At 37.1% G+C, this 15,410-nt stretch carries 16 protein-coding genes; 5 read left to right on the forward strand and 11 right to left on the reverse strand.

Annotation, left to right across the window (positions count from 1 at the left end; genetic code table 11):
* The first annotated feature begins 16 nt into the window (after nt 1-16).
* The 4 genes from rnc to AB1444_02025 are packed head-to-tail and all read left to right on the forward strand — an operon-like array spanning nt 17 to nt 2,641.
* Entirely contained in the window at nt 17-760 is a 744-nt protein-coding gene (rnc, locus tag AB1444_02010) for a ribonuclease III (GenBank protein ID MEW6525427.1), read from the forward strand.
* Nucleotides 757-1,212 (forward strand): NUDIX hydrolase, encoded by a 456-nt coding sequence (locus tag AB1444_02015; protein ID MEW6525428.1) that lies wholly within the window; start codon nt 757-759, stop codon nt 1,210-1,212. Before rnc ends, AB1444_02015 begins: the two co-directional genes overlap by 4 nt.
* Complete coding sequence (gene aroB, locus AB1444_02020) at nt 1,200-2,294, forward strand: 3-dehydroquinate synthase (GenBank protein MEW6525429.1); 1,095 nt, start codon at nt 1,200-1,202, stop codon at nt 2,292-2,294. The genes AB1444_02015 and aroB overlap by 13 nt, the downstream gene beginning before the upstream one ends.
* Nucleotides 2,294-2,641, forward strand: a complete 348-nt coding sequence (locus AB1444_02025; GenBank protein MEW6525430.1) for an STAS domain-containing protein — start codon at nt 2,294-2,296, stop codon at nt 2,639-2,641. The genes aroB and AB1444_02025 overlap by 1 nt, the downstream gene beginning before the upstream one ends.
* Before the next feature lie 45 nt (nt 2,642-2,686).
* Here the strand turns inward: AB1444_02025 and AB1444_02030 are convergent, their stop codons facing one another.
* From AB1444_02030 to AB1444_02040, 3 genes are read right to left on the reverse strand one after another with little or no spacing between them, the layout of a single operon-like run.
* Nucleotides 2,687-3,460 (reverse strand): ABC transporter ATP-binding protein, encoded by a 774-nt coding sequence (locus AB1444_02030; protein MEW6525431.1) that lies wholly within the window; start codon nt 3,458-3,460, stop codon nt 2,687-2,689.
* Complete coding sequence (locus AB1444_02035) at nt 3,448-4,293, reverse strand: hypothetical protein (GenBank protein ID MEW6525432.1); 846 nt, start codon at nt 4,291-4,293, stop codon at nt 3,448-3,450. The genes AB1444_02030 and AB1444_02035 overlap by 13 nt, the downstream gene beginning before the upstream one ends.
* A complete protein-coding gene (locus AB1444_02040; GenBank protein ID MEW6525433.1) occupies nt 4,259-5,797 on the reverse strand; it encodes a tetratricopeptide repeat protein in 1,539 nt (512 codons plus the stop codon). Before AB1444_02040 ends, AB1444_02035 begins: the two co-directional genes overlap by 35 nt.
* Nucleotides 5,798-5,964: 167 nt before the next feature.
* On the opposite strand from AB1444_02040, the gene murJ reads away from it, so the two are divergent.
* Complete coding sequence (gene murJ, locus AB1444_02045; GenBank protein MEW6525434.1) at nt 5,965-7,473, forward strand: murein biosynthesis integral membrane protein MurJ; 1,509 nt, start codon at nt 5,965-5,967, stop codon at nt 7,471-7,473.
* Here murJ and AB1444_02050 read toward each other — a convergent pair.
* From AB1444_02050 to AB1444_02085, 8 genes are all read right to left on the reverse strand, one after another.
* Nucleotides 7,454-8,233, reverse strand: coding sequence for a transglutaminase domain-containing protein (locus AB1444_02050; protein ID MEW6525435.1), 780 nt, complete (start codon nt 8,231-8,233; stop codon nt 7,454-7,456). The two genes, murJ and AB1444_02050, sit on opposite strands and share 20 nt — an antisense overlap.
* A 2-nt stretch (nt 8,234-8,235) precedes the next feature.
* A complete protein-coding gene (locus AB1444_02055; protein MEW6525436.1) occupies nt 8,236-8,925 on the reverse strand; it encodes a hypothetical protein in 690 nt (229 codons plus the stop codon).
* A 176-nt stretch (nt 8,926-9,101) separates the two neighbouring features.
* Nucleotides 9,102-10,538, reverse strand: a complete 1,437-nt coding sequence (gene gltX, locus AB1444_02060) for a glutamate--tRNA ligase (protein MEW6525437.1) — start codon at nt 10,536-10,538, stop codon at nt 9,102-9,104.
* 28 nt (nt 10,539-10,566) lie between these two features.
* Complete coding sequence (locus tag AB1444_02065; GenBank protein ID MEW6525438.1) at nt 10,567-10,800, reverse strand: YgiT-type zinc finger protein; 234 nt, start codon at nt 10,798-10,800, stop codon at nt 10,567-10,569.
* A 283-nt stretch (nt 10,801-11,083) separates the two neighbouring features.
* Complete coding sequence (locus AB1444_02070) at nt 11,084-11,596, reverse strand: GNAT family N-acetyltransferase (protein MEW6525439.1); 513 nt, start codon at nt 11,594-11,596, stop codon at nt 11,084-11,086.
* The gene (locus AB1444_02075) at nt 11,580-12,587 is read right to left on the reverse strand and encodes an ATP-grasp domain-containing protein (GenBank protein ID MEW6525440.1); all 1,008 of its coding nucleotides are present in this window, start codon (nt 12,585-12,587) and stop codon (nt 11,580-11,582) included. The genes AB1444_02070 and AB1444_02075 overlap by 17 nt, the downstream gene beginning before the upstream one ends.
* 108 nt (nt 12,588-12,695) lie before the next feature.
* Complete coding sequence (locus AB1444_02080) at nt 12,696-13,730, reverse strand: D-alanine--D-alanine ligase (protein MEW6525441.1); 1,035 nt, start codon at nt 13,728-13,730, stop codon at nt 12,696-12,698.
* A complete protein-coding gene (locus tag AB1444_02085; GenBank protein MEW6525442.1) occupies nt 13,727-14,995 on the reverse strand; it encodes a KamA family radical SAM protein in 1,269 nt (422 codons plus the stop codon). The genes AB1444_02080 and AB1444_02085 overlap by 4 nt, the downstream gene beginning before the upstream one ends.
* Nucleotides 14,996-15,410: the final 415 nt, after the last annotated feature.

Here is a 15,410-nt window from a genome sequence, read left to right on the forward strand (position 1 = left end):
TTTTTTGTGATGAGCAATGGATGATGAAAATAAGAAGGGCATAGATAAAAAAAGGCAAAACCGTAAATTGCAACAGCTTGAAAAACGTTTACACTTTACTTTTTCAAATAAATCATTATTGAAACGTGCTTTAACCCACCGTTCCTATGTTAATGAATCCTCAATTCCTGTAAAAGATAATGAGCGGTTAGAGTATTTGGGTGATTCGGTATTGGGTTTAGTGGTCAATGAATATCTGTTTAAATCGTTTGAAAATTACCCTGAAGGCGATCTGGCAAAAATAAAATCTGCTGTAGTTTCAGAAGAAACCCTGGCAAAAGTTGCCAATCAGATGAACTTAGGTGATTATTTAATTATGGGAAGGGGTGAAGAGCTTACTGGTGGCAGATATCGTCAATCAATACTGGCAGATGCACTGGAAGCAATTATTGGCGCAGTATACCTTGATGCAGGATTAACAAAATCAAAAAAGTTGGTGCTGAGGTTATTAAAAAAAGATATTCAGCGTATTGATAAACTTTCATATTTACGCGATCCAAAAACAACATTACAGGAGATAGTTCAGAAGAAATATAAAAGCAGGCCCTTATATACAGTGATCCATGAATCTGGCCCCGATCACAGTAAAATGTATACCATTAAGTTAACAATAAACGATCGTGATATAACAATTGGAACAGGAAGCAGTAAGCAAAAAGCAGAGTCTGATGCTGCAAAAAAAGCACTTGAACTTATTTACTCCAACAGGATAAGTATATGAGATTTGAGCTATCACATAAAAAGATCAGGATCCGTGTAGCTGGCCTGGTTGTTGAAGATAACAAAATATTGATGATAGCTCATAAAAAAGGAAGTGAAGTCTACTGGTTGTTGCCTGGCGGAGGTGTTGAGTATCAGGAATCACTTGATGAGGCACTCAAAAGGGAGTTTCTTGAAGAATTGGGACTTACAGTAGAAGTTGGTGATATTGCATTGATAGCAGATTCAATAGAACCTAACGGGAAACGTCATATTATTAATATTGTATTCTGGTGTTATCTGATGAATAAGTCAATACGTTTGGGTGATGAAAAAATTTTATATGATTTCAGTTTCAAGCCTGTCAGTGAATTAACTGATGTAGTTATGTACCCGCCACTTAATGAGTATATTATTCAATTGTTAAAGAATAAAAACGAACGAATATATAAAGGTTCACTGTGGATCCCATAACAAATAGTAATGCTATCGTTTTACAGTTAGAATCAAAGAAATCCACAATAATAATTGGCCGGGGAATACTGGCTTCATTATCTTTGCTGATACCCTATAAAAAGTGGGATGTCATTGTTGCAATCATAAGTGATACGGTATATACATTACATAAAGATGTTATGGATAACAGCCTGGCATTAATTGATGCTATTTCAATACAGTATAATGACAGCGAACAAAATAAATCATACGCATACGCCGAAAGATATTTCAACCAATTGCTTGAGAACCAGTGCACTCGAAATTCTATGCTTCTAGGAATAGGTGGTGGTGTTACTACTGATTTCACAGGTTACCTTGCGTCGGCATATATGCGCGGTATAGATGTAGTGTATATTCCCACAACACTTCTGGCGATGGTAGATGCTAGTATTGGCGGCAAAGTGGCAGTGAATATTAGAGCAGGCAAAAACATCGTTGGTCATTTCCATCAGCCTGATTATATTCTTATTGATATAAATTTTTTACATACTTTGCCCAAAAATGAATGGCGTTGTGGTATGTCAGAGGTTGTAAAGCATGCATTAATTGGCGATAGTTCATCATTACCATTATTGCTGAATAAAGAAATACAATATGGTCATATTGACGATTCATTATATACCTGTATTTATAGTTCAGTGCGATTCAAAGCTTCTATAGTTGAGAAGGATGAATTTGAAAAAAACATAAGAGCAATTTTAAATTTTGGACATACCGTTGGGCATGCTATAGAATCTCTGCTTGAATATACAGTAAGCCATGGTGATGCCGTTGCTGCTGGTATGTTGATTGAATCGTATATATCCATGAAAGAGGGCATGCCAAAAGCTGATTTTGATTGTATCAGAGATATTATATCTGCATATAACCTGTTGCCCAATTTTTCATTTGACCCTTCCAAGATAGTTAATCACATGATGTATGACAAAAAAAATGTAAAAGGCAAAACACGCTTTGTTCTTCTGGAATCAATTGGGAAACCGCGGATTGGTTGTGAAGTAAATGATGCACTGGTTATGGAAGCATTAAACTTTTATTTAAAAATGGTTAGTAAATAATGGCAGCTGAAATAAATTATTCAATAGAGGAACGTGAAGGGGCAAAAATAGTTAACTTAGCTGGTGTTCTGTGTTCAGCCACCGAAAGAGAATTTATTAGTTTGATAGAAAGTTTAGTTGCTACAAATAATGTTATTATTAATATTTCAGGTGTATCGATGGTAACTTCATCAGGGCTAAAGGCATTAATTGATCTGTCACAATTAGCAAGACAAAAAAAACGCAGGGTTATGATTTTGGGAGCCTCAGATAACCTGCAAAGTTTAATTAATGCAACTGAATCGTATGATCTGCTCTTAATCAATAGCGTAGAGGAAGGAATAAGAAAATTAGAATATTACATTTAATATTCCTTTACCATATCTATTTTAGTCTGGAACCTTTGTAATTTGTTAATATTCAAAATATAGATGGACATTTGGTTTGCCATTATAAATGTTTCGTGTGATAAAAACATCCACTCCAAATATTTTTTTTATTGAATCTTCAGTTAAATCAGCAGGCACACAGGAATCTACTATTGAACCATTATCCATTATGTAAAATTTATCTACTGTTTGAGCAAGGAAATTAATATCATGGGAAGCTATTATACAGCAGTTTTTTCCAGTTGAACAATACCGTATAATTGCATCATGAAGCTGATTATATGATGGTAAAGAAAGATTTTGTGTTGGATTATCCAGCATCACTATCTGCGCATCTCGTATAAAATGAAATGCTAAAAGGGCACGTGCTTGAACATCAGATGAAAGTAGCATCAATGGTTTTGATGTAAATTGTTTTAATTCAAAATGGTCTATGTATTTATTGACTATCTCATAATCAAAAGATTGGAATGGTGAAAGAAAAGTTTTGTAAGGTATTCTGCTTGATAAAAGGTAATCATGAAGGGTGATGTAATGGTTATAACAATAACCTGCCGGTTGAAATGCAATATTTTGAGCTAAATCCCTTTTTTTGATGGAATGTATTGGTTTTGTATTAAAAAAAATTTCACCATTGTAGTGAGTGTAGTACTGAGCTATTGTTTGCAGCAGTATGGATTTTCCACTTGCCGGTTTGCCAATTATACCAATGATTTCACCTTCAAAAAATTCTACGGAAATGTTTTTAAGAATATGATTATCGCTAATGGTTAACGAAAGATTGTTTAACGTGAGCATGGTAACCTCTTGCCAAGAAAAAAAACATACACAAAGTCAATTATTACAACAGGAATGATGATATAAAATGGGTGTATGAAATGTAAGGCATATAACAGTAATGACAACATTACTGTAAAAGTCATAATAGACAAAAGTTGACTGGATTTTCGTATAAGTGCTATAGTTGTTAGCAAAGAACCCATCCACCCTATTAGTATGAATATTATAGTAGAGATAAGAGCCTTTGCTATGCTTGAAATACAGTGAATAATGTTTTCGTTAATTCCCAGTAGATTAATATAGTTTTGTCCTAAACTTATAATTCTAAATTCGTGAATTAATTTTGTAATATACAGGTATAGTATACTTATAAAAATAGAAATGATAACTATCCATGAAGTATTGCTGTAGAGACCTGTGAAAATTTTGATAGTATAATCATTAAAAATCTGGATTGTATTAAGATATATGATGATAAAAGTTAGGATTATAGAGAAAAGTAATGCAGTAAAATATATGTCGTGGTATAATTCGTATGATGAAAAAAAATAGTGATATATAAAAAGAACGAAGAAAGTAACAACAATTGATACAGGTAGTGAATGTGAAAGTAGCATAGTAATGAGTAAAGCTATTGAAGCAAGAGGTGCTTCGGCACTGGTAATATAATCAGCATAGCAGGGATTGAGCTGGCACCACGATTGTAATCCAAGTGATGCAATGAATGCAATAATAATGATTTTAGGGAAATTAAATACATGCAATAGCACAATTACACTGGCAGCAATAAGCAACGCCTGTACTATAGTAATACTATTATTGCGGATATATTGGTTCTGTAGTATTTTCATGGGTTGCTGGTACGTCCTTTTGTTCTTCCTTGGGTTGTGGTTGAACGGTTACAGGAGTTTCGCGTTGCTTTTGAACTTCTATGTAGATGGGTTTTAGCAATTTGTCTTCCTTAACTTTATTAATGAAATTTGTATTGTAATAGTTGCTGGACACTATCTCTTTAACTTTTGAGGTATCATTGATAAAAGCGTAGCATTTGCAAAGAATAAGCAAATCACTATCTTGTAGCCTGAATTTATTAAAATGAACTATCGCCTCATTGTATTGAGCAAGCATATAGAGGGAGCGTGCATAATTTAACGATAAAGATTCATCGCGGAGGTTTTCAGGAACAATGGTGGTAAGTTCTACTACCTTGGAATATTGCTTTGTTGAGTAATAATGCTGAGCTGTTATAATGAAGGCTTTAATATATTTGGCGGGGATTTCCTTCTGCTTTTGTCGGTATTGCATGTATACTTTTTCAAAATATTCATATGCTTTGTTGTCATTTTTGTTGTAAAAGACAAGACCTAACTGATACAGTATTTCCGGGTTGTTGGAATCAATTTTATATGCTGACTGCAACGTTTGCAGGGCACCATCATAATCATTCTTTTGCATCTGAATGGCTGATAGCAATAAATACGGTGAAAGGTTGCCTTTTTTTGTAGATATAGCCTGCTGTAAAAAAGTTTCAGCTTTAGTATACTGGCCAATATTATAATATGCAGTAGCAACTTTAAGCTGGCTGGAATATTTTATATCCTTATCAATAAACGCATATTCCAATGCCGCCTCAAATGCTGTTGCAGCTTCACTATAGCGTTTTTCCTGAAAATATATGTCACCAACAAGCAACTGGAGTTCACCGTAAAAAGGTATGCGGTATAAAATCTGATTAAAATTAGACAGGGCATCACGGTACTGGTTTTGCGTGTAATAATACATGCCTATTTCAAATACCGGGGAAAGAAAGGAGCTATCAAGTATAATTGCCTGTCTGAAATGCTGTAATGCTAACGAATAATCCTTTGATTTGCTATTAAGCCCTTCCTCATATTCTTTTTTTGCTTCTTCATTTTCGGTCCACATGAGTTTGTTAATCAAATTTTCCGCTTTGGTTTTTGCTGATGCTTCCCCCAACACCTCATAAAAATATTTGCAGGTTTTAATGGTTTTTGGAAAATCGGATCTGGATTCATAGATGACAATAAGGTTCCAGTATGCTAAATTTCGGTATTTTGGCGTCATCTTGCGTTCAACTGCCTTTTCAAAATATTCAAGAGCAGTTGTAAGATTTCCATTGTTTTTCTCAATTTCACCAACAAAGTAATAGGAATCGCCTCGGTCAGTTGCTTCAATATCCTTTAAAAAATTTTCTTTTGCTTTTTCCCAATTTTTATGGACATAATAGCGACATCCAGCTTCATAGTAGCTGTTAGCGTATGCAGGTGTAGCAAATGCAATCATTACGGGTAACAAAATGCAGAAAAATATGGCATATACAAAAGGATGTTTCATAGTAAGTATCCTTGAAATAGCTTGTATACTAGCAATAATGTAAACTATATACTGTGTTTACTTTTGTGCATCTGGTTGCAACAAATAAGACGTTTATTCATTTCTTGAATGGTTTATACGTATAATTACTGCTGATAGTTATAAAATATGTCAATACATTAATTTATATGAACTCAGTCAGATCAACCACACATATTGCAATAGCAACGGCGTTAAGCAGAATATTAGGCTTTGTACGGGATATGGTTATCGCATGGATGTTTGGTGCGTCCTGGCAGATTGATGCATTCTTTGTTGCATTCAGGATTCCTAATCTGGTACGAAGACTGGTTGCTGAAGGGACATTATCATTGCCCCTGGTGTCCGTTATTATGAACTATCGCCACAAAGAAGAAAGAAAAAAAATAGCTAAGGAACTATCTTCATTATACATTGTGGCAGGGTTTCTTGTATCTGTTACAGGTATTGTTGCAGCGCCTGCCATTGCAAAAATTCTTGGTTTTGGATTTACTGCAAAAGTGTATAGTCTTTCTGTAGTGCTGCTACGCATCATGTTCATCTATTGCCTGTGTGCAAGCTTTGTTGCATATGCCATGGGTGTGCTAAACACTGAAGGGGTTTTCTTCATGCCTGCATTATCGCCACTATTGCTTAATGTGGGTATTATTCTTTTTTGTTTTATTGCATATCAGTATTCCAGTGTCATGTGGCTGGCAGCAGGTGTTGTGGCAGGTGGCATTATGCAATGCATGGTTGTTCTTATTCCATTATATAAAACTGGTGTGCGCCTGACTTTTGGTCATATACAGACAGTACACGCAAAAGTGCTGCGTATGATTGTAACCTCAGTGATGGGCGTTGCTGTATATCATATTAATGTGCTGGTTAACACCATGATGGCATCAACGCTCAAGCAGGGTAGTGTTAGCTACCTGTATTATGCTGACAGGTTCATTGAGATAGTGAGTGGTGTGTTTATCATTTCAATGAGCAATGCGTTTCATCCTGAGGTTTCACGGTTGTGGGCTATCAGGGATGCTGCACGCCTGCAGGCAACAATTACATCAATGCTACAGGCATCACTGTTTATTGCACTTCCTGCCAGTGTTGGTCTTATTGCAACGGGGAAGGTTATACTGGCAACATTCTTTGAGCATGGAAATTTCTATAGTTTTGAAACAGTCATGACGAATCAGGCGCTTGCATGTGCGGCTGTTGGTATCCCTGCGTTTGCGGTGGTTCGTATTCTTATGCCACTTTTTATTAGTATGAGGGCATCTGCATTTATTAATGCAATTTCAACAGTTGCAATTGTTCTGAATGGGGTGCTTGGCTTTGTACTTATGCACACACGCCTTTTGCATGGAGGACTGGCACTTGCTAACAGCATTTCATTATATGGTGTGGCGATAGCTCTTGTGATAAGACTTTTGCATTCAATGAAGGTAAAAGTGGATAAAAAGCTTACTGTTACTTTGCTGCAGTATTGCATTGCTTCTGGAATAATGGGGTTTTTACTGTATGTACTACAATCATTTTTCCCGTATGAGAAAGGTGTTGTATATACATTTGTGCTTGTTACACTGGGGATTGTGCTGTATGCTCTACTATGTAAAATTTTAAATCCTGATATGACATTACGTACAGTGATAGATGCTATTCGGAAAGATAGGTAACTTTTAGATTCTGGATGTTAGCCATGGCTTCTAAAAATTCAAGAGGCATTTCCGTTTCAAGCGAATGATATGCCAGAGCTATATAGATGTTTGTTTTCTTATTCCCCGGACGGGTGGCATCCACAAGAAACCATGTGTTGTTATAAAAGGCTTCAGCCCACATGTGAAATACACATACATCTTTTTTGCCTGCATATTCTTTTACTGCTATCATGCCAACCACTGCCCGTGCTGGAATGTGTAGTGCTCTTAGTAGTGCAATTGTAGCAATTGCATGTTCGGTGCAATCGCCTTTTTTTAATTCAAAGATTGCAGGAGCAGGTATAATAGGGATCCCTTCAGTTTTGGTTTCTATTGCATTATAAACTAGCTCTTCAGCTTCTGTTATGGGATTGTGGCTTGTGGCAATTGCTTTTGCATGCTGTACAACGACAGGGTTACTTAGTTGCAATAATCGCGTGTCTTTTAAATCATTTTCTATAGGCTTTTGCTTAAAATCTTTATTTCTGCCAGATGCAATGATGTATGCATATGAGGTATTCTTATTTCTTGAAGAAAGAATTTTTTGAAATGGTGTCTGGGTTATGGTAAAGGCTTCATCGGATGACACCATGAAAAGGGATATGTTCTCCTCCCATAATTTACTGGTTATATTGGTAATGGGAACTGTTGAAAGGCTAGCGGGCATTGGTTGCGAATACAGGTATAGTAAGTATCCACATACAATACCAGCAATACCAATGGCATATATTTTTTTCATGATCAGTCCTTACGAATAATTTCAAGCTGCATATTTAACATTTTTATAGAACTTTTTAACACAACACCGTTTTCATCAAGATACACAATAATATTTTTAATTTTGCCAATGCTCTGCTCAATTTTCCATGCTTTATACAGTACACTGTTAACTGAAATTGTTTCAGTGCCTGTAAGTTTTATGGTTACCGGAATCACAGCTTCTCGTTCTATTGAAGGATCATAAACGTTATGGGTGATCTGTAAACCTTTTTTGAATTTATTCTGTATCAGCATATACAGAAAATAATTTCCATCAAGAACATAGTCCTGGTCCAGTGTTATGATACTTTTCATGGTATTTTCAGTTAAGGTAATGGTGCGGCCATTGCACTGTGCAATGATATCCAATTTTTGTTCGGTGTTTGTTTGTTTTATATAGGTGTGTTTTTCAAGTTTTACTGGTTTACAGTCTAAGGTTTCAACAATGGTATCCTGTGACTGGGTGGTGCCATTTCCCATTGTCAAATCAAAGCGATATATATACTGGTTGTCTTCAATGGTGTTCTGGATAGTGGCTTTCCCCATTTCAACACCGTTGACAAGAAGATCATACTGCCATGTGCCTACTGGAATTGTACCGGGTGCATGTGCAGAACACGCACAAACTGAAATAAACATGGTAATGAGTATTGCTGGTGTTAACTTTTTCATAACCTTACTGTACTCCTGCGAAAATAGAAGTTAGAAACCATAAACCATCCTCAAAAATCCTAACCAGTGTGGATAACGAAGGATCTTGTAGCTTTAATAATGACAATACTACATCATTTTCATACATTATGGCAATGATAATGTTATTAGCAGCAACTCCTATACTTAAAAATATACTATCTCACAAAGTGTTGATAACAATATTCAATACGCTTTATAAAACGCTGGTAGCCCAGCAATGGAAGTATTTTATCAAGCTCAGGGCCATGTAATCTGCCGGTTACCATGGCTCTGAACGGCATAAAAAGCATCTTTCCTTTTAGTCCTGTTTTCTGCTTTATTGTGTTGAGTGTTTCCGTACTGTAATTGTGTTCATTGATAGTTGAGTGAATAAGTTCATATGCAGTCTGGATAACTGTCTTAGCTTCCGGTGTTGCTAACATATTTTCAGCATCTTCCTCAAATTCAGCTTTATCACCAAAGAAGATTGAAATCTCCTTAACAATATCTGAAGCTATCTCACAATTGCCTCTAACCGTATCAACAACATGAGTAAGCCATTCGTTTTTGCTTACAGCAGGATATGCTTTTTCAATATAAGGATAAAACAGCTCAAATGCTGTATCAAAAGGAAGATTACGCAAATATACCGAATTCATCCATTTCAGTTTCTGAAAATCAAAGATAGCAGAACTCTTTCCAATTTTAGAAAGCTCAAATTCGGCAATAAGCTTTTCTACAGGTACTATCTCATCACCTGATTCTAACGTCCAGCCCAGTAAAGCTAAGTAATTGAATAAGGCCTGGGGTAAATAACCCTGTTCACGGTACACTGCAACGGACGTAATACCATGGCGCTTTGATAGTTTAGTGCGATCTGGCCCCAGTAGCAGTGGCATGTGTGCATAGATAGGTACCGGTAGTCCTAACGCCATGGCAATGAGCATCTGCTTTGGTGTATTGGGTAGGTGGTCTTCGCCGCGAATAACATGGGTCACATTCATTAAGGTATCATCAATTATGACGATATAATTGTACACAGGAACACCATCTGAACGAACTATGATAAAATCACCGCCAATATTTTCACTGTTGAAAATAACATTGCCTTTTATCTGGTCATCTATTGAAAGAGTAATTCCCTCCTTAACCTTGAAACGCACAGTGGGTTTTCTTCCCTGATTTTCAAAAGCCTTTTTTTGTTCAAGGGTCAGGTTTCTACATGTTCCAGGATATACAAATGGTTTATTTTCTTGTGCAGCTTTCTGGCGCTGTGCGTCCAGTTCTTCCTGGGTACAATAGCAATGATATGCATGGCCACCTTTCAGTAGCTTCTCAGTATATTCGCGGTAAATATCAAAACGTTCGGATTGCCTATAAGGGCCATACTTCCCTCCACAATCAGGACCTTCGTCCCACTGCATGCCAAGCCACGTAAGGTCATTGAGAATAGACTCTTCAGATTCCCTGGTGCTGCGTTCCATATCAGTATCTTCAATTCTAAGAATATAGGTGGCATTATATTTTTTCTTGAATAGAAAGTTTAGTACTGCAGTTCTGGCATTGCCTACATGTAAAAATCCTGTTGGGCTGGGTGCAAATCGTACGCGCATGATTATGTTCTCCTGTATGGGTAAAAAATTAATAGTCGTATGTATGTACCGAAGGTGTTCCGGTAACAATTTCTTTTGTGTCCCGTTCAACCCGTTTCAGTAATGCTTTTATTTTATCCACAACATCATCTTCAAACAATATTTTACCGCACCGGTTGCATTTATAGGCCGGGATATCTTCTATGACTAAATAAAAATGCTGTCCACTGACACTATACGAGCTTCGTCCTTCTGTTAATATACCACCGCATGAGCATTCCATAGGTACCTCACAGTAATATACATCAATGTAACACTCTATTTGTCAAGATTCTAATGGAAATTATAAAAAAGCAAAGAAAATATTAATTGGGGCGATAGTTACTGTTAAGGATAGTGTTGATACTACAATGACTTAATCCCTTCAGGAATTAAACAACAATTGGTTTTATATTAATTTTTCACTAATTATTCCTAAATGAGGAAATTTGAATAAAATATAAAGTAGTGTACACCCCCGCCGCCGAAGGCTGCGGGGGTGTACACTATATTCATTATGAAATTTTTTAAGGAATTATTGTTGTTAATTTTTTATAAAACACAAGTTTATCATCACCATCAGCATAAAAATCCTTAAATACTGCGCTAATAGTGTATCCAGCTTTCAGATAGAATGAATGTGTGGGTTCATACTGTTTTCTGCCAGAGGTTTCTATATAAAAATGTTTACCATCATGCCTTACTGTTTTTTCTTCTGCTTTTGACAGCAATGAATATCCAATACCGTTACCCTGGAAATCAGGATGCACCGCAATCCAGTACACATCCCATGAGGCTTTGGTCAATGGTATTTTACCGTAGCATATATATCCAACGACAGTAGTTTGGTATTCAGCAAAAATAAATTCATAACTTGAGCTATCAGGATAGTTTATTTTTTCGTTAATGAGTTCTAGCGCAATATCCACCTCTTCGGGATAAAAAAAACCGGTTGCGTCAAGAATTGATACTATTGCCTCACAATCGGTATGAATTGGGTAATCCCTGTACTGAATTTGGTTTTTAATTAAATGCTTCATCTGCTTCACATATATATTTTTTTGAAATAACAGGATGTTTAATAATAATATCAAGTGCCTGAGAAAAGCTTAAACCGTATTCCCTGACTGCGGCCATAAATCCGCTGTAAATTGATATGCAGGGGTTAGCGTTAACTTCAAGCACAAAGACTTCATTGTTTTTGACCCTGAAATCAATGCGTGCATAGCCATTTAATTTGAAGATATCCCATAATTGTAATGATATTCTGTCAATTTCATCCAGTATTGGCCTGTCTTCCTGGGTAAATGAAAAGCTTCGGTTTGTATTTTCGTAGGCAAATGAGTCATGAACCCATTTTGCTTCATAATCTACAATTTTATACTTATCAGGGGGATAATTATCAAAATGAATTTCGGCATGAGGAAGTATCTGCACTCCATCATCGGTTAAAAGAAGTGAAATATTAAACTCCCTTCCATCAATATATTCCTCGGCAAATAGATTGGGTGAAGAAACAAGCTTTTCTTTTAGAGTATTGAAATCACTGCGGGATTGTACCTGAACAATTGAATCCTGGGTAATATTAATGGATGCATGCGTATTATATGGTTTGATAATATAAATGCCATTCAGGGTTTCATGATACTCACTGTCACCGGTAATATATGAAGGGGTTGGAATACCATGTTGCATCATGAGTTTTTTACTTTCAAGCTTGTGGCAACTTAGTGCAATGGCATGTGAACCTGAACCGGTAAACGGAATGCCATACTGCTCAAGCATAAAAGGGGCTAAAAACATCAGGTCGTCACGCCCAAACAAACTTTCACACAGATTAAATACAATGCACCTGCTTTGTAAAAGCTCCTGCAATGACAAAAGGTCTAAATGTGATTGTATTGCACGGGAACCTACTGTGTAACCCATCTGGATAAAAATTTCAGCAAGTTCATCTCGCTGCTCCAGTACATCCTTTTCATCCAACGGAGCATTATCAGGTACATACTGGTGAATAAAGATTATCTCCATGATGCCAACTTTATTAAAGTTTAATGTATAATTACACACCAGTGACTCAGGGTGGGTGTGTTACACTGTCTGATACAAATTTTTTATGTTATTGTATTTGTGCAACTATTATTTTATGATAAATGAAGATAATTTTTTGGGAGCATTACCTATCAGATAGTAGCGTGTTAATGCATTATGCATGATGGTTGCAATTAACTGCTGATATGATATGTTAACTTTAGAGCATATTATTGGGAGGTCGGAGTGTGTGGGGTGAAGCCCAGCAAGGGGGTTTACTTCAAGAAAATGTGGATTGCCGGAACTATCGCACTTAATGTCCACCCGCCCTGCATCACGGCAGCCTAATGCTTTCCATGCCTCAAGTGCAACATGGGCTGACTTTTGTGCTGCGGTATCATCTACAAGCCTGTATTCCACACGTTCTTCACATCGTTCCTTATTGATGAAGGAATACACATCCTTTTCGGCATTATCCAGTAAAATGATTTCTATAGTTCCGATAGCTTTAGCAGTATTGCCGCTACCAACTATCCCCACAGTAAATTCTCTTCCGGGGAGGTATTCTTCTACCAGAACTGGCTGTTTATACTTTTCAAGCAATAGTATACAGGTTGATTCAAGCTCACCGGCATCACGGATAACTGAAGCAGCAGTAATGCCTTTTCCGGTTCCCTCAGCGTATGGTTTTGCAAATAATGGGTAGGTAAGGGAACAGCGTTTTATGTCTTCAATACCGGTAACAAGCACAAATGGGGGTGTGGGGATATTACTGTCGCGTACTATCTGTTTTGTCATGGCTTTGTTCAAGGTAAGTGCCAGCACCAGTGGATCGGAAAAGGTGTAGGGTATGGCGTATGCATCCAGCAGTGCGGGGATCTGGGCTTCACGGCCAATACCGTGCATTCCTTCAGCTATATTGAATACTATATCCCAGCGTTGACCACTGGCAAGGCGTGAAACAAGATGTTTGATGTGGCCAATTCTTTCAGTGGTAAAACCTAATTGCTGCAGCGTGGTATCAATAGCATTAATAGTTTCTATACTATCAAATTCCGCAATAGTTTCATCATCATAACCCATTGCCCGGTAATCGTCGCGTAAGTCATAGGTAATGCCAACACGCATGGCTTTGCTGATCATGTTGTTTCAGGATAGTAGAAATATTTATGTTCGTAGTTTTTAAGAATAACACTATTCCCGTCCATACCCTGATAGTAGGTGGGTAACAATGGTACCTTGCCTCCGCCTCCCGGTGCATCTATGACATAGTGAGGAACTGCAAGCCCTGTTGTATGACCACGCAGCCCTTCAATCATTTCAAGACCTTTAGCAACTGAAGTGCGAAAATGCTGCGAACCTACTATGGGGTCACATTGATACAGATAATAGGGGCGTACCCTGCATTGCAAAAGCAGATGGTAAAGTTTTTTCAGTGTTTCAACATTATCATTAATGCCTTTAAGGAGCACTGTCTGGCTGCCCAGTGGTATACCTGCATTTGCAAGCCTGTTACATGCTTTCATGGTTTCAGGTGTTATCTCATCGGGATGGGTGAAATGGATGTTTATCCATAATGGATGATATTTTCGTAACATGCTTACCAGTGAATGGGTGATGCGCTGTGGCAATACCGCTGGAACTTTAGTGCCAATACGGATAATCTCAACATGTGGGATTGCTCTAAGACGGCTAAGAAGGTACTCTACCATGGATTCATTCATTGTCAGTGGGTCACCGCCAGAAATAAGAACATCCCTGATTTGGGTATGTTCAGCAATATAGCGTAATGCTGTATCCCAGTTTTTACCTGGTAGTGTACAATTTGATCGTCCAACGATGCGTGAGCGTGTGCAGTACCGACAATACGTTGAGCAAAAATCGGTTGCTAAAAACAAAACTCTATCGGGATAGCGATGCACCAATCCCGGGACCGGACTGTCGTCATCTTCTGAAAGGGGGTCTTCAGATTCGCCATGATTATGTTCCAGTTCATGTATTGTTGGAACTACACAGCGGCGAATTGGGTCATTGGGGTTATTGCGGTCAATGAGGCTGGCATAATATGGTGTTATTGACATGGGCAACTGCGTATGACTGATTAATGCATTCTTTTCACTTTCAGTAAGTTCAAGAATTGCAGATAATTCTTCATAGGTACGTATTCTGTGAGCAATCTGCCACCGCCAGTCATTCCATTGCGAATCAATAATATCGGGATAAAAAAGTTTTCTGAAAATCTTTGTTTTATTGCTGGTGGTAGGTTTATGAACAACATGCCGTGAAGGCAGGATTGTTATCACATTTGATTGTGCATTACACGCCGAGGGAGGCTCATCAGTATTTGAGGTGGAAAAATCCGGAGGCTCCTGTGTTTCTGTATTTTGCAGTGATTCAATTGCTTCCATTTATTTGTGTACCTCACTTTATAATAAAAGTTTTTTAATCACAATTAATAATCTATTTCTTCCAAATATAAAAAATATATTTTGTCAAGAAAAATACCGTATTATGTCGCAAAAAAATTAGATTTTTCTACTATAAAATTTATAGTATTTGAATCGGCACATATACTAAAAATTAAAATGCAATTAAAAACAAATATATAGCATGTAAAGAAAAAAAATAAAAAAAATACAAAAAAAAGCATCCCTGCTTTTGACAGGGATGAGTGTCCAAGAGGTCTCCCATTTTGGGGACGTGAGTCTGGGATCCATAAAAAATGGAGGATCGGCAATTATGGAAGTATTACATTCCAAATAACGCCGCTATACACCTGCTTTAAACATTGCAGGTAATAGCGCAGAAGTTACAGTACCATAT

The organism is Spirochaetota bacterium, from assembly GCA_040756435.1.
Classification (GTDB): Bacteria; Spirochaetota; UBA4802; order UBA4802; family UB4802; genus UBA4802.